General features: G+C 55.5%; 17 protein-coding genes and 1 pseudogene. 8 read left to right on the top strand and 10 right to left on the bottom strand.

Annotation, left to right across the window (positions count from 1 at the left end; all coding sequences use genetic code 11):
- Positions 1 to 181 precede the first annotated feature (181 nt).
- Positions 182 to 4,231, top strand: coding sequence for a phosphoribosylformylglycinamidine synthase (gene purL / locus OX460_RS06105; RefSeq protein ID WP_289898065.1), 4,050 nt, complete (start codon positions 182 to 184; stop codon positions 4,229 to 4,231).
- A gap of 104 nt (positions 4,232 to 4,335) precedes the next feature.
- Here purL and OX460_RS06100 read toward each other — a convergent pair whose 3' ends face one another.
- The 4 genes and pseudogenes from OX460_RS06100 to OX460_RS06085 form a co-directional block, all read right to left on the bottom strand.
- Positions 4,336 to 5,556 (bottom strand): hypothetical protein, encoded by a 1,221-nt coding sequence (locus OX460_RS06100; protein ID WP_289898064.1) that lies wholly within the window; start codon positions 5,554 to 5,556, stop codon positions 4,336 to 4,338.
- A 5-nt stretch (positions 5,557 to 5,561) separates the two neighbouring features.
- Complete coding sequence (locus OX460_RS06095; RefSeq protein ID WP_289898063.1) at positions 5,562 to 6,005, bottom strand: response regulator; 444 nt, start codon at positions 6,003 to 6,005, stop codon at positions 5,562 to 5,564.
- 10 nt (positions 6,006 to 6,015) lie between these two features.
- On the bottom strand, positions 6,016 to 9,312 hold the full coding sequence (locus OX460_RS06090) for a hypothetical protein (protein WP_289898062.1): 3,297 nt from the start codon (positions 9,310 to 9,312) through the stop codon (positions 6,016 to 6,018).
- A gap of 419 nt (positions 9,313 to 9,731) precedes the next feature.
- Positions 9,732 to 9,815: pseudogene (locus OX460_RS06085) on the bottom strand (DUF2837 domain-containing protein); the annotation flags it as partial.
- Positions 9,816 to 10,084: 269 nt separating this feature from the next.
- Between OX460_RS06085 and OX460_RS06080 the strand changes: the two are divergent.
- Positions 10,085 to 10,540, top strand: a complete 456-nt coding sequence (locus OX460_RS06080) for a tellurite resistance TerB family protein (RefSeq protein ID WP_289898061.1) — start codon at positions 10,085 to 10,087, stop codon at positions 10,538 to 10,540.
- A 37-nt stretch (positions 10,541 to 10,577) separates the two neighbouring features.
- On the opposite strand, the gene OX460_RS06075 is transcribed toward OX460_RS06080, so the two are convergent.
- The 4 genes from OX460_RS06075 to OX460_RS06060 all read right to left on the bottom strand — a co-directional run bounded on the left by OX460_RS06075 (position 10,578) and on the right by OX460_RS06060 (position 12,966).
- Entirely contained in the window at positions 10,578 to 11,105 is a 528-nt protein-coding gene (locus tag OX460_RS06075) for a hypothetical protein (protein ID WP_289898060.1), read from the bottom strand.
- A gap of 63 nt (positions 11,106 to 11,168) precedes the next feature.
- Positions 11,169 to 11,561 carry a hypothetical protein gene (locus OX460_RS06070; protein WP_289898059.1) on the bottom strand — a complete coding sequence of 131 codons (393 nt, stop codon included), beginning with the start codon at positions 11,559 to 11,561 and terminating at the stop codon, positions 11,169 to 11,171.
- Positions 11,562 to 11,594: 33 nt separating this feature from the next.
- Entirely contained in the window at positions 11,595 to 12,044 is a 450-nt protein-coding gene (locus OX460_RS06065) for a hypothetical protein (RefSeq protein ID WP_143451315.1), read from the bottom strand.
- Between the two features lie 187 nt (positions 12,045 to 12,231).
- On the bottom strand, positions 12,232 to 12,966 hold the full coding sequence (locus tag OX460_RS06060; RefSeq protein ID WP_289898058.1) for a LuxR family transcriptional regulator: 735 nt from the start codon (positions 12,964 to 12,966) through the stop codon (positions 12,232 to 12,234).
- Between the two features lie 338 nt (positions 12,967 to 13,304).
- Between OX460_RS06060 and OX460_RS06055 the strand changes: the two genes are divergently transcribed.
- The 3 genes from OX460_RS06055 (at position 13,305) to OX460_RS06045 (ending at position 14,700) form a co-directional block, all read left to right on the top strand.
- On the top strand, positions 13,305 to 13,595 hold the full coding sequence (locus OX460_RS06055) for a hypothetical protein (RefSeq protein ID WP_289898057.1): 291 nt from the start codon (positions 13,305 to 13,307) through the stop codon (positions 13,593 to 13,595).
- 35 nt (positions 13,596 to 13,630) lie between these two features.
- Positions 13,631 to 14,134, top strand: coding sequence for a DUF3304 domain-containing protein (locus OX460_RS06050; protein WP_289898056.1), 504 nt, complete (start codon positions 13,631 to 13,633; stop codon positions 14,132 to 14,134).
- A gap of 68 nt (positions 14,135 to 14,202) precedes the next feature.
- Positions 14,203 to 14,700, top strand: coding sequence for a DUF3304 domain-containing protein (locus tag OX460_RS06045; RefSeq protein WP_289898055.1), 498 nt, complete (start codon positions 14,203 to 14,205; stop codon positions 14,698 to 14,700).
- 5 nt (positions 14,701 to 14,705) lie between these two features.
- Here OX460_RS06045 and OX460_RS06040 read toward each other — a convergent pair whose 3' ends face one another.
- Both OX460_RS06040 and OX460_RS06035 read right to left on the bottom strand, forming a co-directional pair.
- Positions 14,706 to 15,188, bottom strand: coding sequence for a hypothetical protein (locus OX460_RS06040; protein ID WP_289898054.1), 483 nt, complete (start codon positions 15,186 to 15,188; stop codon positions 14,706 to 14,708).
- A 9-nt stretch (positions 15,189 to 15,197) separates the two neighbouring features.
- Complete coding sequence (locus OX460_RS06035; protein WP_289898053.1) at positions 15,198 to 15,656, bottom strand: RDD family protein; 459 nt, start codon at positions 15,654 to 15,656, stop codon at positions 15,198 to 15,200.
- A 207-nt stretch (positions 15,657 to 15,863) separates the two neighbouring features.
- Here OX460_RS06035 and OX460_RS06030 point away from each other — a divergent pair, with 207 nt between their 5' ends.
- The 3 genes from OX460_RS06030 to OX460_RS06020 are packed head-to-tail and all read left to right on the top strand — an operon-like array spanning position 15,864 to position 19,683.
- Positions 15,864 to 16,547 carry a VWA domain-containing protein gene (locus OX460_RS06030; RefSeq protein WP_077404035.1) on the top strand — a complete coding sequence of 228 codons (684 nt, stop codon included), beginning with the start codon at positions 15,864 to 15,866 and terminating at the stop codon, positions 16,545 to 16,547.
- 14 nt (positions 16,548 to 16,561) lie between these two features.
- Complete coding sequence (locus OX460_RS06025; protein ID WP_289898052.1) at positions 16,562 to 17,320, top strand: PP2C family serine/threonine-protein phosphatase; 759 nt, start codon at positions 16,562 to 16,564, stop codon at positions 17,318 to 17,320.
- Positions 17,317 to 19,683, top strand: coding sequence for a hypothetical protein (locus OX460_RS06020; RefSeq protein WP_289898051.1), 2,367 nt, complete (start codon positions 17,317 to 17,319; stop codon positions 19,681 to 19,683). The genes OX460_RS06025 and OX460_RS06020 overlap by 4 nt, the downstream gene beginning before the upstream one ends.
- The last annotated feature ends 8 nt before the right edge of the window (positions 19,684 to 19,691 follow it).

The following is a 19,691-nucleotide window of genomic DNA, read 5'->3' as shown; positions in this document are numbered from 1 at the left end:
GGTGTTGTTGTCGCGTCATAAATGGCCGCTGTGCGGGGCAAAAGGGTGGCAAAGGCCCAAGTTCCGGTCATAAGGCAGGGGTAAAACGGGTATAATGCGCGCAAAGGAAATTTGCCGTACGAAAGATATTGTCATACCTACCTTTAACCCGCAGCCACGCTGCATCAACCACCTTCCAATCATGTTGATACTGCCGGGTTCCAATGCCCTGTCCCATTTCCGTAGCCACCGTCTGTTAAGCCAACTGCAAGCCGTTTCGCCTGCGATTGTTGCCGTGCAAGCACGCTATGTCCATTTCATCGATGCCAGCGCGCCTCTCAGTAACGACGACAGCACGCGCCTTGGCGCCTTGCTGACGTACGGCGAGCCGGCCCACGCTGACAATACGGAAGGCGCTGCCGAAGAATTCTTCGTCATCCCCCGTTTCGGCACGATTTCGCCGTGGGCTTCGAAAGCCACCGACATCGCGCACAACTGCGGCATGGCGCACATCAAGCGCGTCGAACGCGGCATCGCTTTCCGCATCAACCTGAAATCGGGCATCCTGGGCAGCGCCATTGGCGCCGGCAAACTGACGGACGAGCAGGTACAGGCCGTGGCCGACCTGCTGCACGACCGCATGACGGAATCCGTGCTGCGCAGCGCGGACGACGCCAAGGGCCTGTTCCGCACCCTGGAAGCACGCCCATTGGAATCGATCGACTTGCTGGGGCAGGGCAAGCTTGCTTTGGAAACGGCGAACACGGAACTGGGCCTGGCGATGTCGGAAGACGAAATCGACTACCTGGACGCCGCCTTCACCAAGGCCGGCCGCAACCCGACGGACGTGGAACTGATGATGTTCGCGCAGGCGAACAGCGAGCATTGCCGCCACAAGATCTTCAACGCCGACTGGACCATCGACGGCGTGGCGCAGCCCAAGTCCCTGTTCGGCATGATCAAGAACACGCATGAACTGCAGCCGAAAGGCACCGTCGTCGCCTACAGCGACAACTCGTCCATCATGGAAGGCGCGACCGTGTCGCGCTTCTACCCGCGCGGCGACAAGCACGAATATGCGGCGTCAAACGAATTGACGCACACCTTGATGAAGGTGGAAACGCATAACCATCCGACGGCCATTTCTCCCTTCCCCGGCGCCTCGACGGGCGCGGGCGGCGAGATCCGCGACGAAGGCGCGACGGGCCGCGGCGCCAAGCCGAAAGCCGGTTTGACGGGTTTCACCGTATCGAATTTGTCGCTGCCGGATGCCGTGCGCAGCTGGGAAACGGCCGCTTCCGTGACGGCGCCATTGGCCGCGCGTACTGACGCAGATCAATACGGCAAACCGGAACGCATCGCTTCGCCCCTGCAAATCATGATCGAAGGCCCATTGGGCGGCGCCGCGTTCTCGAACGAATTCGGCCGTCCTGTCCTGGGCGGCTACTTCCGCACGTATGAACAGAACGTCGGCGCGCAAGAAGCTGGCGCACCGGACGCCGTCTTCGGCTACCACAAGCCGATCATGATCGCTGGCGGCATCGGCAATATCTCGGCGCAGCACACGCACAAGAACGATATCCCCGTCGGCAGCCTGCTGGTGCAGCTGGGTGGCCCGGGCATGCGCATCGGCATGGGCGGCAGCGCCGCCTCGTCGATGACCACCGGCAGCAACACGGCCGACCTGGACTTCGACTCCGTCCAGCGCGGCAATCCGGAAATGGAACGCCGCGCCCAGGAAGTCATCAACGCCTGCTGGCAAATGGGCGCGGACAATCCGATCATCTCCATCCACGACGTGGGTGCGGGCGGCTTGTCGAACGCCTTCCCGGAAATCACCAACGACGCCAAGCGCGGCGCGATTTTCGACTTGCGCAAAGTGCCGCTGGAAGAATCGGGCATGGCGCCGAAGGAAATCTGGAGCAATGAATCGCAGGAACGCTACGTTCTGGCCATCGCGCCGGAAAGCCTGCCGCTGTTCAAAGCCATGTGCGAACGCGAACGCTGCCTGTTCGCCGCCGTGGGCGTGGCCACCGAAGAGCGTCAACTGAAACTGATCGACCCGGAACTGGGTAACGAGCCGGTTGACATGCCGATGGACGTCTTGCTGGGCAAACCGCCAAAGATGCAGCGCGACGTGGTCCACGTGGCCAACGATTTCCCTGCCATCGACTTGACGGGCATGGACCTGGTTGATGTAGCGCAAAAAGTGCTGCTGCTGCCGACCGTGGCCGACAAATCCTTCCTGATCACCATCGGCGACCGCAGCGTGGGCGGCATGACCGTGCGCGACCAGATGGTGGGACCATGGCAAGTGCCGGTGGCCGATTGCGCCGTCACCACCATGAGCTTTGAAGGTTACCTGGGCGAAGCGATGGCCATGGGCGAACGCACGCCGCTGGCCGTCATCGACGCCGCCGCCTCGGGCCGCATGGCCGTGGGCGAAGCCGTCACCAACATCGCCGCAGCGGCGATTGCCGATATCTCCGACATCAAATTGTCCGCCAACTGGATGGCCGCCTGCGGCCAGCCTGGCCAGGACGCGGCCCTGTACGACACGGTAAAAGCCGTCGGCATGGACCTGTGCCCGGCGCTGGGCATCAGCATCCCCGTCGGCAAGGATTCGCTGTCGATGCGCACGACGTGGAAAGACGAGAGCACGGGCGCGGCGAAATCCGTCACGTCGCCCGTGTCGCTGATCGTTTCCTCGTTCGCGCCGGTGACGGACGTGCGCAAGTCGCTCACGCCGCAGCTGAAGACGGACCAGGGCGACACGTCCTTGATCTTGATCGACCTGGGCCGCGGCAAGAACCGCCTGGGCGCCTCGGCGCTGGCGCAAGTCATGGGCCAGCTGGGCAATGAAACGCCGGACGTGGACAGCGCGGAAGACTTGAAAGGCTTCTTCGCCGCCATTCAAAAGCTCAACAGCGACGACAAGCTGCTGGCCTACCATGACCGTTCGGATGGCGGCCTGTACGCCACCCTGACGGAAATGGCCTTCGCCGGCCACACGGGCATGTCCGTCAACCTGGACATGCTGACCATGGAAGGCGAGCATTCGAGCGACTGGGGCGATGCCAAGAACTGGACGGGCCAGGTAGCGGAACGCCGCAACGAACTGACCCTGCGCGCCCTGTTCAGCGAAGAGCTGGGCGCCGTGATCCAGGTGCGCGCGGAAGAAAAATCGCTCGTCATGGACGTGCTGCGCACCTTCAACCTGGGCGCCTGCAGCCATATCATCGGCAAATTGAACGACCGCGACGTGATCGAATTCACGCGCGACGCCAAGCTGATCTATACCCAGCCGCGCGCCGAACTGCACCGCCTGTGGAGCGAAACGAGCTGGCGCATCGCCCGCCTGCGCGACAATCCGGCCTGCGCGGACGCCGAATACGACCGCCTGCTGGACGTGCAAGATCCGGGCATGTCGCCGATCGTCACCTTCGACCAGAACGAGAACATCGCCGCGCCATTCATCGCCACGGGCGTGCGTCCGCGTGTCGCCATCCTGCGCGAGCAGGGCGTCAACTCGCACATCGAGACGGCGTACGTGATGCACCAGGCAGGCTTCACGGCCGTCGACGTGCACATGAGCGACCTGATCGCGGGCCGCGTCAAGCTGGACGACTTCCAGGGCGTCATCGCCGTGGGCGGCTTCTCCTACGGCGACGTGCTGGGCGCGGGCGAAGGCTGGGCGAAAACGATTCTGTTCAACGCCAGCCTGGCGGAACAGTTCGCGCGCTTCTTCAACCGCACGGACAGCTTCGGCCTCGGTATCTGCAACGGCTGCCAGATGATGAGCAATCTGAAATCCATCATCCCCGGCGCCCACGCCTGGCCTAAATTCACGCGCAACAAGTCGGAGAAATTCGAAGGCCGCTTTGCCATGGTCGAAGTGATGGATTCCCCATCGATCTTCTTCAACGGCATGGCCGGCACCCAAGCCGGCATCGCCATCGCCCACGGCGAAGGCTACGCCGACTTCTCGCAAACGGGCGACATCACCCAGGTCACCAAAGCCATGCGCTTTGTGGACAACAAGGGCGCCGCCACGGAAGCGTATCCGTACAACCCGAACGGCTCGCCGGAAGGCATCACCTCCGTCACCACGCCAGACGGCCGCTTCACCGTGCTGATGCCGCACGCGGAGCGCGTGTTCCGCAGTGTGCAGCAGTCCTATCACCCTGAAGCATGGGGCGAGGATTCGCCATGGATGCGCATGTTCAGGAATGCGCGGAAGTTTGTGGGGTAATTAGCTCGCTTGCAGGGCAGCGCTGGACTACAAGGCGCTGCTGCTGGGGGAGGAATGAGAAAGCCGCTGTCGGGAAACAGCGGCTTTCTTAACTATGAGTACTCTCAATCAATATCTTTTTCTGTAATTAATGCGCGCAAACATATCGCAGATCGCATAGCCGCCTTTTTCTGAAAATTATCAGCTTTTTCAGCAGTACCAAAATCGCATACTCCTTTTAGTACGACTCTTTTACATTCATGAGCATTCAAATCCGTAGCAGCATAGATCGCATATGCTTCCATCTCTAAGCCAAGCATCTTACGATGTTGCAGTTGCGCCTCTGTCATTACGGTTGATGATGCCACTACGCTCAAACCAGAAACTATAGGGCCATAATGTACAGCCCAAGTTTCACCAACGTCTTGTGGATATACATTACGTGTAATTTCCGAGGAAAAATTCTTATCAGAGCTAAGGGATCTCAGGTTTGTAATTATAGATTGCGAAGCGCGATAAGGTTCGGGAGCCATAAATAGCGTTGGCCCTTCAGGCCCATCTTTTATTTTCCCTCCTTGCCACTCCCAACTTTGAGTGGCCACAATTACATCTCCTAAGTTAATACTATCTTCAAATCCGGCGCATATTCCTGTCATTGCAATTAGTTTTGGTGAAAATTCATTTATGAATTTCCCAGTCAAAACTGCAGCCGCTGTGAGACCCATCTGCCAAGAGTAGCCAGCCACCACTCTGATATTACCATTTTTCGTAATAATATCACCTTCCCAATAAAGTGTTTTTCCATCGAGTGTCCGTGGTCCTTTAAGCTCGGGGAATACCTCCCTAACAGAAGTGAATTCAGGATCTTCAAGTGCAGCAAGAATAACTACATCGGCTTGCAGATGTTTCGTACCCGGAGATGCAACGGTATTAATGTGTTTGACGAAATAACACAATGCATCACACCAAGATTGATCAGTTGGAGAGTACTGCAGTAATATCCACCCATGCCGATGAAATTTTTTGGATGCGCTTGAGTATAAACCTTCAATGCCTGATAGACCCACGACATATCGTGGGCGCTTATATTCATCATCTAAAAATAGTTGTTCGAGAAGTTGTATGCCAGCTGTATCGTCCGGACATTCCATTTCTCGAATTGGCATGCGCACATCCAAGATCATCAGGTCAAAGTACTTTTCTGATAAATGTTGCCGTGAGTCGGCAACTGTAGTTGCTCTTGTAATGTTTTCCGATTTCTCTTGGCTTTTATCTTGGCAGCTTTTAATGACCTGACATATTCTAACGAATTTTTCATGGTCATCCTCAACAATTAATATATCCAATGTCGTCACCTTTTTGTGTTTATCATTTTTGTCACACGCTCTTTCCATGTGTCGGTATCTGTTAAGTATTGAATTAATCCTAAAAATTGTGAATTAAATTCGTTTACCAATAAATTTTGAAGCGTTCCTATATCTACAACTGTTGAACCTTCATTCAATGCTTCAAATTGAGTGACGACGATTACATCTGTTGATTTTGAAATAATTTGAAGATACCTAAAAACTGCAAGTCCGCCTAGTCCTTGTGCGCCATCAGCACCATCATCATGATTAGGAATTGCCATGTCGAGAAGTAAAATATCAAAAATATTATCGTCTAGCTCACGTATCGCGCCTGATACAGATACTGCTGTAGATAGTTTTTCACACCAAGATTCACTTAGTATGAAATCCTGTATCTTTTTTCTTTTAAATTCATCATCTTCGACGAGTAGAATTTTATATTTCATAATTTCCCTCTTAAGATAAGGATTGAAAACTAAATCCCATCCAAATGGATACGCTAAACTCCTTATTTTCTGATACTGAAAAATCTATTTTTCCTCCATGCTGTCCTTTTGACGCAAGCCATGATAATTTTATGAGTCCGCTAAGCCCCTCATTTACCAATGCAATTCTATTATTTCCAGAATTCATAATATTTTTTACGTCATGAATTCGCCTTTCAATATCGTCTATATTTTTATCTTTGCTGATAGGGCTAATTATTGATATGTAGAAAAAGCCAGTTTTATCTGAATCTTCTTCCCATTTAAAAGTCAGATGTATTTTTGCTACATCGTGTAGTCCAGAATGTTTGTAGATATTGTCGAATATTATAAACAAAGCATCCGTAACGCGAGAAATATTTGTCCCTGAAAAGACAACATTGCCTGATTCTATTGTGGGCTGAAATTCCAGCGCGAAATTTGGACGTATTTTTTTAAATAATTTTAAGGCTAGCTCAAGCACTTGTTTTGAATTTAAGGTTATATCGCTTGTTGGGTCGCGTTTCACTTCAAACCATTTTTTGACTGATTTAACAGCTTCCTGTAACGATCTAACTCCTTCATTTAAAGCTGAAATTACACTTGCTCTATCAATATCATCTAACCCGCATTCATTTACAGTTCTGCGAAGGTTGCTCAATAGGTTCTCACTCCCATATAATATTTTCTCGTCAATTGATGATATGACAATTTTTAAAGATGAATTCAGTGCCTCTTGAAAAGCATTCCAAATATAGTCAAAAAATACGTCAAAATTCTTTGCGCCTTCCCAATCTAAATGATAAGCGTCCCATAGGGCTTTATGAAGACCTGGAATGAAAAGTCCGTGTGGCTTTGTGACGGTGGATATTTGAAGTAAATCACTTCTAAAATGTTCAACTATCGTATCATATGATATTTGAAAGCTATCCAATGCAGTTAATAGCAATTCTAAGGAGCGCTCCGAAGAACGAGATAGATTTGCGCTCCAGAATCTTTTAGTTAAACCAGCAGTAGGGGATCCAGCACCTACAAGATTGACTTGTTCGAGTGGCGCGCGTAAATAACCCGCGAATGACCCATGCCGAATTCTAAGACTTAGAAAATGATCTAGCCCATCATCTTCTTTCCAAAAGCATTTACTAAATATTTCAGAGGCAATTGAAAATATCGGATCCTTGAGATTTTGAGCTAGACTGGCATTTTCCTTATTTTCACTGGAGTATACATTCTCGGAAAAGTTTTTTTCTATTTCTTCAATAGAAGGCGCCATTTTTGTAGTGCGCGCCTTCTTGGCCCGCAGAAATTCTTCACGATATGTTTTTTCGGCCCATTGTTTAATACCCTCTCTATCTACATTAATGCGAGCACTCTCTACTTCCTTTTCCGCTTTTCTTAAATCTTGCGACTGTAGAATCTCCATGGTTTCCGCGACATATCTATCACTATATTCTTTATCTATATCTAGCATTGCCGCGCAAACATCAATGCGAAATTTTTCAAGATCTTCAACTGTATGTAGTCCGCCAACTAATCGTAAATTTTTAGGGACAAATATTTCTCTCAGAATAAATAATACCCTCGGATCGCTTTTGTCGATGATGTCTAGTATTTTTGATGGTGATCCGTCACGGAAGTCGGATAGCATCTTTTTGCAAGCGAATTCAAGTAAAAATCTATTTCTGGATTCACGATCGCCAAGGGAGGTAAAATATAATCCTATAATTACGTCTAAAGTATCTAGGTCAATTAAGTCCGCCCAAGTCTCTTTTCCTTCAAAAATATACGCAAAAGGCAAAAATGTCGAGCTACCAATATTGGTAATGGCAATGTTAACGCAAATCTTTAGTGTTTTGTTTTCGTCTCTAAAATTTAAGGCTACTGCTAGTCCAAGCAACTGGTTGCCATATTTCAATGATTCATTGTTCGATAACGGAATTTCTACACAGTGATTTTTATTTTCTGAAAGCAAACTAAATGAATTCTGTAAATAAATATTTCTTTCCTCTGGTGACGATTCATATATCGTGGACCACGGAAGTGATTGTGTGAGCGATTCCAGATTTACATAGGAGATGTCCTGAAAGCAGGTGCTTGCTCTGTATAGTAGGAACCTTAGCTCCCCTGAAAATGGTAAGAAAATACCTTCTATCCAGGATTTTGCAGATAAAAACCATGGAAGAAAATAATATTTAGAGGCAAATGTTTGTAATTGTTCATAGGTCGATATTAGTTCAATATTTCTATCTTTGAATGATAGCAGTAGATCCGAAAACTGACGTTCTATATTGGAAAAATTTTCAGATGTTACTCCAACTGATGCTGCTTGCTCTGTAGAACAGAGCGAGGTGATTGATATTTTTCGAAAATCTGGGAAGTCATCTACGGGACTAATTTTGTGTAATAATTCAATACTAATGCTTTTTTCAAAATGTGCAGAATAACTTAATGTGTTGCATATTTGTACGAGGCGTGGATCTCCTAATTTGCTTAAGGGCGCCAATACAGTTAGAAGTACACCGTTCTTTTGAAAGTCTAAAGCGGAAAATAGATGCTGAGGAACGGAGGTTAGTAAGGCTTCATATGCATCCACTAAGCTAAAATTTGAATTTACTCTAACGAAGTCGCTTAATGCTTCACTAGTAGTTTCTTCAAAGCTCATCGCTTTTACATTGATAAAATTTTTAAGATCGGATCGTGTAAATGTTTTTAATCGGAGAGTCATTCTTCTCTGGAAACCTCCTAATGTGGTGTCTTCGTCATATAAATCTAAAAATAAATATGCGAGATAATCCGCGATGGACCCATAAACTTCAAAACGAGAGTCTAAGTATTTATTTACCTCTTCTGATGAGAAATCTTTTCTGCTTAAAATTCCAATTTTTGCTTCTATGCCCCAGAGTGTTTCACCATACTGCCTAATGTGCTGCTCAATAATTTCTATGGCACTATCAAATTCACCATTATTTATGAATTTGGCTAATTTTCCAGTACATTCAATGTGAAAAATTAATTTTTTTAAATTGTCAAATATCTGAAAGGCAGTCCAGGCAACCTCCTTTTCAAAAGGGAGTGATTTTAAAGGTATTACGCCAGAAATTTTACTTAGGTTTTCCGTTTTTGTTGGAATAAGAGTGTTTCTGCCAAATGGCTTTACTCGTTTAATTTTTGAAAATAGATGCCTATAATTACTTATTGCACTTTTTTTCCTTATTTGATCTATAACTGAAAAAAATTTTGCATTGCTAGAATTTGCGCTTCGCAATAAAATAAGTGTTTGATCAGTCAATTCTTCCTCGCATTTTTGATTTATTTTACGTTAATAGTGCTATTTTTTAATTGTTTGATTTTTAGTTGTTGGATAATATTTTTTTATGGATATATTTATTTAAATTTGTGTGAGATTTAATTTTCTGAATACTTCATCGAGAATCGTAGAGTTTTGATTCATTCCTACTACCTTATGTAGTGAGTGAAATGTGGGCCAAGATTGTTATGGCGGTGTACTTCCCAAATGCAGGAATTGGCCAGTGATGTGGATAGGCTCGGCCGGCCGGCGACAAGAGTAGCCGACGAATTTTGATCCACCGCGTGCTGTCGACCACGTATTGGTCGACGCCAGTCTTCAAGTGCTTTTGGGGTAAGAGAGCGAGAACGGATGTCGACCTGCGCGACAGCAACATCAGGATGCTGTCGCGCAGGGGCCGCGGCGATGCGCACGGAATAGGCGAGGGTGCCGATGATGTGGATGATGAACGTCAGTGCGCAAATCAACAGCAATTGCTTGTCCATCACAACCTTGCAGTGAAGAAAATGTAATTCCATGCTGCCACGAAGTTACTTATTTTTCAACTGCAAATTATTTAACGTTGCGTGTGGCTCAATTGGTGTTGGATTGCAGTTGTTTTTCAGGGCAAGGCATGGCGATCGGCAAACGCGGCGCGCTCAGTTGCGTGCTTGTTGCTCGTCCCTTGCTTGTATTTCAAGCTTGCACCCTCAACTATCCCTGGTGGCGGCATGTCTTGCCGCTCGATATGCACCAACCAAACCGGAGGTACACCATGAGTTTCGATTCCTTTCTGTCCAAACTGAAGAGCAAAGCCAGCGAACTGAAAACCGAGGCACTGAAGTACAAGAACAAGGATTTCCTGAATGCCGCGATGGCGGGATCGGCCTTGATCGCCATGGCCGACGGCAGCGTCAGTGCGGAAGAGAAGCAGAAGATGGTGAAGTTTATTGAAAGCAATGATGCGCTGTCGGTGTTTAGCACCACGGACGTGATCAAGGCGTTCCAGGAATATGTCGGCCAGCTGGAGTTCGACAAGGATATCGGCGAAGCCAAGGCGTATCAGGCGCTGGGCAAGATGAAGTCGAATGTGGAGGCGTCGCGCCTGCTGGTGCGCATGATCATCGCCGTCGCTTCGTCGGACGGCAATTTCGACGCCAACGAGCAGCGCGTGGCCGGCAAGATCGCGCGCGAGCTGGGCTTGACTCCGGCGGAGTTCGAGCTGCAGTAAGCGCCAAGCCAGCCGGCCCCGGCTGGGACTGGCTAGCTTAATCCTTGTCCCACCACGGCGGCGCGCTCTCCGACCTCGGGCATGCCATCTTCAATGGACTTATCTTGTAGCGGATCTCGATCACCTGCCCTTGGTGAAACGGACCGCGTATCCAGTCGCCGGAATTAAAGAGGTAGGACTTGCCATTGATGCAGCGTTCGGTCGGCAGGTCGCCGATGGGGCCGGTCGAACGCAGGGTGACGCGCACTTCGCCAGTGGCATCGAGCGGCGCGTCGGCGCTTGCATACAGTATATCGATGCCGACATCGCAGACAGTGGTGCTGCCTATCTTGCTGCAGTACTTGGTATACGTTTCCTGGCGCGCCATGACCATGTGATCTTCATGCCGCATCGGCTTGCCATCGTCAAAGGTAAAGCGCAGGATGACTTGCGTGGGCTCGCTGGCAGGATGGCGCGTGGTGGTGGTGCAGGCGGCGCTGACCAGGGCCAGCAAGGGCCAGGCCAGCAGGCGCAGGACGCGGCGCAGCAGCGCCGGGATCGGGTTGTTGCCGGATGGATGCTGCATGTAGCGTTGCCATTTATCTCATGAACGGGGCGCCGATCATAGCATGCGCCAAGGGCGGTTCCGCTAGCATGCGCCGCGATTCAATTCCTGCAACACCTTCTTGCACAGCACGCCATAGCCGACGCCCGTGCCCCGTTTGTGCGCGGCCAGGTCGTAGCCGGCGCTGATGTCGTCCCACGCCACGCTGCCGGGCAAGGGGCGCAAGTCGTCGTCGAGGTCCATCTCGAAATGAATGAAGTGGCCATCGGCGCTCAGCAGCTTGCCGTACACGGCGGGCATGCCGGGGCAGGCCAGTTTCAGGTCGAGCATGAGGGCCGTGCCCAGCGCCACGCCATGGCTGGCCGCGCATTGGCGCAAGGCGTCGGGCAGGGGACGGGCGCGCCACCAGGCCGCCGTCTGCTTGATGGCGGCCTGGGTCAGCGCGTTTTGCTGTTGCACAGAATACTGTTTGCTCATGGCTGTCACCCATGCGGCATGCGGCTTGCCGCCCTAACGCGATGCCAGGCTCATGCTTTGCACATGGGCGGGCACGATCTCGCCGCTGGCCAGTTTTTCGGCCGGTACCCGCATCAGCACTTCACCGCCCACGCTGCCGTCGTCGCGCAAGTCGATGCGCATGGCCAGCTGCTGGTCGAGCGCCACGAAGCTGTCGCTGCCGGTGGCGATGATGCGGTGTTCTTCCTGGTTATCGATGCGCGCATACATCATGGCGCCGATGCTGCCCGCATTGCGCAGGTAGAGCACTTGTCCGTTCGACAATTCATAGCCGCCGCGGAACGGGGCAAAACTTTCCGCACTCATGAAATGTTTGTGTGCCGGCAATTCGATCGTGTGCAGGCGTCCGCCGGGAACGACGACGGTCTGGCTGTCGGGAAGCGTTTGCGCATTTGCCAGCAGGGCGCAGACGCCCAGGGTGCCGGCCAAGATCCATGTTTTCATTTCTTTACCCATCCTTGAACTGTGGTGCCGTCCCGCTGCCGGCGCGGCGATGTTGATGTGGGTGACAGGGAAACCGCACCGGCTGGTCCGCAAGCGCTGCTGTCACACTGGCAAGGCGCGGGCTGCCGGTCTTGCCAGTGTAGGCAGGCAACATGCGCCGCGCATCATCCGATCGGATGACACGGCCTCATGCATCGAGTACGGCCAGGTGCGCCGTGGCGCCGTGGATCAGCGCGATCAGCTCGCCCTGGCGCCGCGTATCCGTCTTTAAATAGGTGTGGTGCAGATGCGTCTTGACGGTGTTGACGCTGATGCCGCCCTGCGCGGCGATTTCCTCGATGGTGGCCCCCTGCGCCAGCGCCTTGCCCACTTGTGCCTCGGCTTGCGTCAAGTCAAACAGTTGGCGCAAGGCAGGGACGGACGTGCACGTTTTCGTGGGGTCGCGCGCGATGAGCAGGGCGCAGGTGGGCTGGCAATCGGCAAGCGGGGTGACAGTCAGGGCCAGCGGCGCTTGCTGCTTGCGCGGCAGGCGCAGCGACTGGCATTGGGCTGTGCCGCCGGCGCTGGCGATCACCAGGCGCACGGCGCGCACCAGGGCGGGCGGAGCCGCGTGTTCCAGTTGCGCCGCATGCAGGGCGTGTCCGGCGGGGGTGGCGAAACGCAAGGAGAGGTTGCCATCGAGCACCAGCACGGCCGCGCCCATGGCGTCGAGCGCCGCCAGCGCGCAGTGGCTGGCCAGTTGCGCCTCGCGCAGACGCTGCTGCAGGCACAGCGCGCGTTGCAGATGCGGCAGGAGTTCCTGCCATTGCTGGCCGTTCAGTCCAGCGTTGTCGAGCTGCGGCCAGTCGCCCGTGCCGCAGGCCGAGTCGTACATGGCGCCGATCAGTTTGCCCACATCCGCGGTGACTGTCCCTGTGTGCATGCTTGCCCCCAATCCTGATTACATCAGTGTGCCGCAGGCGTGCAGGTGCGGAACTGGGTAAGGGCGGTGTTGCGCAGCGATCCGCCCCACCTTTGTGAGGAGGGGCGGGTCGCTGCCTTCTGTCCTGGGCAACTATCAAGATAGTACATACGCGGCGCCACCGCAATGCGGCGCCGCCGATGCAATCGTGCTCCTGGATAAAAAATTCCCCGATACAATAAAAAATTGTCAAAAATATAAATTCCAGGCGTGGGGCGGGAGTCGCATGCCATTCACTTAGCGAAAGTTCTTATGCAACCAGGCAAGCCTTACCCGACGACCCTCCCGGCGCTGGCCCTGTGCGCGGCGCTGGCGTTTATTGGTGGCAACCCCAGGCGCAGGCTGCCGACAAGGCGGCGCCGCAAGCCTCCAGCGGTGCGCGGCAGGTCAAGGTCAAGCCTGCCGATACCGCCAACCTGGTCAGCCATCTGCGGCGCGTGATCACGGATGAAACGAATGACACGCCGCCGCGCGTGCTCAATGCTTTTGTTGCCAAATACCAGCAGCGCGCGCTCGATGCGGGAATCGATGACCTCGACCGGCAGACGCAAATAGGCAACCGTCGAGGCGCGACAACAATGCAGAATTGACAGCGTCATTCATACGCGATTGCCGAGGCTATCCCATGGTCAAGAATCTTTTTTCGATGAAAGCGGTGCTGATCGGCTTCCTGTGGCTGTTCACGGCCTTGCCGCATGCCGCGCAGGGCAAGGAAAGCCGGGAGCTGACGGTGAATTTGAGCGGCTACAACCATACCGATCACGGGGTGGGAAGCTATGAGGTGACCTTGCAGAATGGCGCCACAGCGGGGGCGGGCTACCTGGACGCTGGCCAGGGCGGCGGCGGATTGACATGCTGCCTGTCCATTCCCCGCGTGTGGCAAGCGGGAATGACGGCAAATATCGTCATGCATACCATCAAGAATGGCAAGGATATCCGCGTGGAACAAACCGTGCCGGTGCCGAAGTATGCTCCCGCCGATGCTGGCCGGTTCGTCGTGCATTTTCTGCGCGACGGCAAATACAAGGTGTTTGTCACCCGATACTTGCTCGGCCATCGTAAATACCCGCTTTCCGGAACAGAGGCACAATTGGAGCGCGGCGTTCCCATTGAAATTATCTGGGAGTGAAGACGCTGCGTGGCAGAGGTTGCATGCACATGAAATTCCCTGTCATAACTGGCTGGATTGAGGGCTAAATGATATTTTTCTCGAAAAGTAAATATGCCGCCTGCTTCGTGTGCATGGTCTTGTCGCTTTTGAATGCCGGCTGTGCGAGGAGTGAACGACAAATCGCCGTGAGCCTGACGGCCTACAACCATGGCGAGCATGGCGTCGGCAGTTATATGGTGACACTGGCCGATGGTTCGTCGGCGGAGGCCGGTTATCTTGCTCCTGCCGAGGGTGGCGGAGGAGACACTTGCTGCCTTTCGATACCGGCGGCATGGAAGCCGGGGATGCAGGCGACCGTCGTCATGTATACGGTAAAAAACGGCAAGGATATCCGCGTGGAGCAAACCGTGCCGGTGCCGAAGTATGCGGCTGGCGATGCGGGCCGGTTCGTCGTGCATTTTCTTCACGATGGCAGCTACAAGGTCTTCGTGACCAAATACTCGCTGGGGCATCGAAAATATCCGCTTTCCGGCAAGGAGGCGGAGCTCGAGCCGGGCGTGCCCTTGGAAATCATCTGGGAATAGTGCTGCTAACTTGCGGCTGTACGTCGCGCACCGTCGGCTATCAGGCTTTGCAGCAGCATGCGCGATTTCGCGTCCGTGGCGCGGGCATCCTCTATCCTCGCGAGCAACTCGCCTGGATCAAATTTTTTGATTAATTTGCAATAATCTTCTGTTTCGCGCGGACAGAATGCGAGACTGAGCAACTCGCAGGTTTTCGCGATCAAGCCACGCCGTTGCATCTCGGACAGCAGCTCCGCACGTCGCCTTAACGCCCTGGCGAAACCGCTCTTGATGATCTTGCCGAAAGGCATGCCAGGATCCTTTGTCAATATCAGGACGGCGATGCGCACGGCAGAGGCGTTGCCGTTGCGGATGTCCAGCGTCACCCGCCTGCACGCATGCGACAGCCGCAGCCCCGGATGCGCGATTGGCGGCCCGGCATCGTACGGGTCCAGTTTTTCTCCCAGGAATTCTTCCAGCTCATCCAGGCTGGCGATCGGTGTCATCATCCAGTTTGCTTATTGCAGGGCGGCCGGCACTGCCGTTGTCTTGCGCCGTATCACAACCGTACCAGCGATCTTGTCGTGCCATCCCTGCTTGCGCGGGTCCCTGGCGACCCAAAGGAATCCCAGGTAAAACGGCAGTGCCGACAGGTAAGCACTGAGACAACGTTTGACACACTGGCTGGCAGACGGTTTGCCGCCCGTTTTCGCATCGACAATGATCGCGCCGATGGCCATCTTGCCAGGCGTTGTAGACAGGGTCATCCAAAACCCCAATTGAATCAGTGGCGGCATGACACATGAAATCATGAAGTGGGCCGGGCCACGGAAAAAGGAATCGGTCAAAAAGTAGCTTTCGCCATATATGGTAATCAACATCGGTATGATAAAAATCAGCAAGAGAAAGGTGTCGATCAACGTCGCGCCAACGCGCGGCCAAAAGCCGACATAGTCCATTTCAGGGTGCAGTTGCATAATTTTTCCAAAACGTCAGTAAATGGATGGCCGCCAGAGTCGGAGCAGAATGGCGCAGTGTACGAGCTTGTTATTTTTATTGCAAGCCAGAGGTTTTGTCAGGTGTTTGATACCGCATGGTGAAATCCGAAGCAATCGGACGCATGGAAAACATATCCATAGGGTAAGCTTCGGGGCTAGGCTATTTCGCAACTCTATCAAAATTACATGACTTCCATAATGATCCCCGACGTCGCCCTTGTCGACAATACCGAACAACGCACGCCGCTGGTGCTCGTGCTGGACTGCTCCGGCAGCATGGATGGCGAACCCGTCTCGCTGCTCAACGAAGGCCTGGCCTTGCTGGAACAGGAACTCAAATCCGACGTGATCGCCGCCAAGCGCGTGCGCATCCTGGTGATTCAGTATGGCGCGCACGATGAAGCTGTCGTCGCCAGCAACTGGTGCGACGCCATGGATTTCACGGCGCCTCGTCTTGAAGCGAACGGCACCACGCCGACCGGCGCGGCCGTGGAACTGGCGCTGGCGGAAATCGAGCAGGAAAAGCAGCGTTTCCGCCAGGCGGGCGTGGCGTACACGCGGCCGTGGCTGTTTTTGATGTCGGACGGCGAACCGACGGACCGCTGGCAGCATGGCGCCGAACAGGCGCGCGCGGCCGAGCAGGCGAATAAAGTGGCGATCTTCCCCATCGCCGTGGGCGACCATGCGAATATCGATTCCCTGGGCGAATTCTCCAGCCGTGGCGAACGGGGCGTGAAGCAGCTGAAAGGCTTGCAGTTCCGCGAACTGTTCCTGTGGCTGAGCGCCAGCATGCAAGTGGTGTCGCAATCGCGTCCCGGTGCGCAGGCCCAGCTGGCCTCGACGGACGGCTGGTCGGTCGTGAATACGTGAAAGCCCGCTGATCCATGACTGCAGTACAGACTATCTGGCGCGTGTTCGGCGCCTCCGTCACGGGCAAGGCGCACCTGGATAAAGACATCGCTTGCCAGGATGCGCACGCGCACGCCGTCGTGAATGGCGTGCTGGTCGCCATCGTCTGCGATGGCGCCGGTTCGGCCAGGCTCAGCGAGCAGGGCGCGCAGTTTGTTGCAACGCACGCCGTGCAGGCGCTGGCCGGACGGCTGGAGCAGGGCGCCACCGTGCAGGATTTGCATGACGGCGCGCTGGCGGCCACCCTGGCGCAGATCCGCGCCGCGCTGGACGACATCGCCCGCGCCGCCAACGCCACCCTCGACGACTACGCTGCCACGGTCGTCGGCGTGGTCATGGGGCAAGATACAGGCTTTTTCTTCCACCTGGGCGACGGCCTGGGCGTGGCGCAACTGGGCGATGGCGGCGAACTGATCTCGCTGCCTGCCAACGGCGAATACGCGAACGAAACCTATTTTCTGTCGGGCGAGCGCTGGCGCGAGCAGCTGCGCCTGTTGCCGATTCCCCGGTCCGCGCGCGGCGTGGTGCTGATGTCGGACGGCTGCATGCCCTTCGCCATGAGCAAGAACAATGGTGGCCTGTACGCGCCGTTCATGGATGCCGTGCAAGGCTATCTGCGCACGGTCGAAAGTATCGAGCTGGGCGATACGGCGCTGGCGTCCACCCTGGCCGACCCGCGCACGCACCAGATCACGGGCGACGACAAGACCCTGCTGCTGGCCTTGCGCGCATGAGCCGGAAGCAGGGCGTGACACCCGGCCTGAGTCCGGGTGGAAAAATCTGGCTGGATAAAGTGCGCAGTTTGATCCTGGGCAAACTCGTCAAGAGCGGCGGCGCGGGCAGCGTGTACCTGTTGCCCGGCGCACCCACGCAGGTTGCCAAGCTGTACCACCCGCACCTGGACCGGGCCGCCAACCGGCGCAAGCTCGAAGCGATGCTGGAATTGTCGCCCGAGCTGCCCGATCAAGTGGAAAACGGCAAGCGCTACGTCCAGATCGCCTGGCCGCAAGCGGCCGTGTTCGACGGTCAGGGCGGCTTTGCGGGTTTCGTCATGCCCTTGCTGGACATGGCGCAGACGGCCGAGCTGGAACAGATCATGCAGGAGCGCCAGGCGCGCGCGGCAGGATTGCCCACGGGACTCGGTCCCAAGCTGACCCTGGCCGCCAACCTGGCCGCCGTCATCGATGCGCTGCACCAGCAGCAGCATTACGTGGTCGATCTGAAGCCCGTGAACTTGCGTTTTTACCGCGATTCGCTGTACATCGCCATGCTCGATTGCGACGGTTTCAGCATCCAGGGCCATGCGGAGCGATTTCCTGCCGAGCAATTCACGGCCGACTACCTGGCGCCGGAATTCCAGCGCAAAGGCATGCCGGCGGGCACGGAAATGGCGCAAGACCGCTTCGCCCTGGCCGTCATTATCTTCCAGTTGCTCAACTTCGGCATCCACCCGTACAGCGGGCGGCCCGGCAATGCGCAAGTGGCGACAGACATTCCCGGCCGCATCCGCGACGGTTGCTATGCGTATGGGGTGAAGCGCCACAAGCAGCTGGCGCCGAATGCCACCAGCGGCCATGCGCTGATGCCGCCCGAATTGCGCGCCATGTTCGACCGCGCGTTTTCCCAGTCGCCAACACCCCAGCGGCCCGCGGCGGCCGACTGGGCGCAGTTGCTGCGCGGCTATGCTCAGCGCAGCGGCGGCAAGCTCGTCGTGTGTGCCGCGCATCCCGAACACCAGCATTTTGCAGGCCTGGGCTGCGCCGCGTGCGCGCGCGACAAGGTCATCGGTGCGGCCGCGCAAGCGTCCGTGCAGGCGCAGCAGATGCAACTGCAACAGCCGCCGCCGCAGCGCAGCGCGCGCCGCACGGCGCCGGGGCAGGCGCCCGTCGCCATTCCCGCTGCGAATTGGGCTGGCAATGTGGCCGGCAATGCAGCGGGCAACGCGGGCGGCGGCATCACGGGCAAGGGCTGGGCCGTGGTGGTGCTCTTGATCGTGCTGTTCCTGATCGGCTTTACGGCCTGGACCTCGTCGTCCGATGAAGTCAAGGACAAGGCCAACTTGCAGGCGCAAGCCGACCAGGCGGCTGGCCTGGAAGTATTTCGCTGGCGCCCGCGCAAGGTGGCAGGTTTCCAGCCGTCCGATGCGCGCAAGGCCGTGCGCAGCCTGTCGCAAGCCGTCACCAAGGGCGACGATGACGCCGTCACGCGCGGCTTGCAACTGCTGTACCGGGCTGGCGAAGAAAAGCAGTCCGGCTACGGCGGCGACCGCACGCAGGCGCAGCTGCGCGCCTCGTTGCTGGAAGGCCTGGGCTGGGTGCCCGGCTATCAGCCGGCGCTGGTCGCCAGTTATCTTGATCTGCTGCAAGCGAACCCGCGCGACCATCTGGTGGCGGCGGCCATGGGCCGCATGCACCTGAGCCTGAACGAACCGCAGGCGGCGCGCCAGTACTTCGAGCAAGCCGTGTGGGCGCGCCCGACCGATGGCACGGCCTGGCTGGGCATCGCAGCTGCTGCACAGCTGCGCGGCGGCGACGAGCGCGATGCCGTCAATCTGGTGGCGCTGGCGCGGTTGACGGCTTACCGTTATGCCGTGCAGAACGCCTTGCCGGCGGACCCGGGCGAGCCAGCCGACAATGGCGTCGCGCGCACCATGCAGCGCATGGACCTGACTGCCAGGGTGTTGCGCCTGGCCCAACCGGGCGCCTACCAGAAACGCTGGGACAAGACGCTGGCCGACGGCGCGTTGCTGGCGCAAAAACTCGAGGCCATGCCGCCCCTGCGTGACCAGGTTGGCGGCGTGCAGCGCGAGACGATGACGACGGTCGACTACGGCGTGCTCGATGCAAAGCACGCGACGGGCGAAAACCGCTTGATCCTGTCGATTGCCGCCGACGGCAGCCTGACGCTTGCGACAGCGGAATTGCCGATGGAACCCATGCTCAACAAGGCGCTGCTCGATAGCGTGCAGCGCTGGACCTATCTGCCGGCCGTGCAGCACGGTCAATTGATGGATGCCAAGGTGGTGGTGCTGGTGCGTTACCGCGATGGCCGGGTCAGCTTCGTGCCGGGCGGTGTCGCCGTCACGGCGGAAAATTAGAGGAATAG

The organism is Janthinobacterium sp. SUN033, assembly GCF_030397595.1.
GTDB classification, from domain to species: domain Bacteria; phylum Pseudomonadota; class Gammaproteobacteria; order Burkholderiales; family Burkholderiaceae_D; genus Janthinobacterium; species Janthinobacterium kumbetense.
Note: the sequence above shows the minus strand (reverse complement) of the source record. Positions and strands in the feature narration are given on the sequence as shown.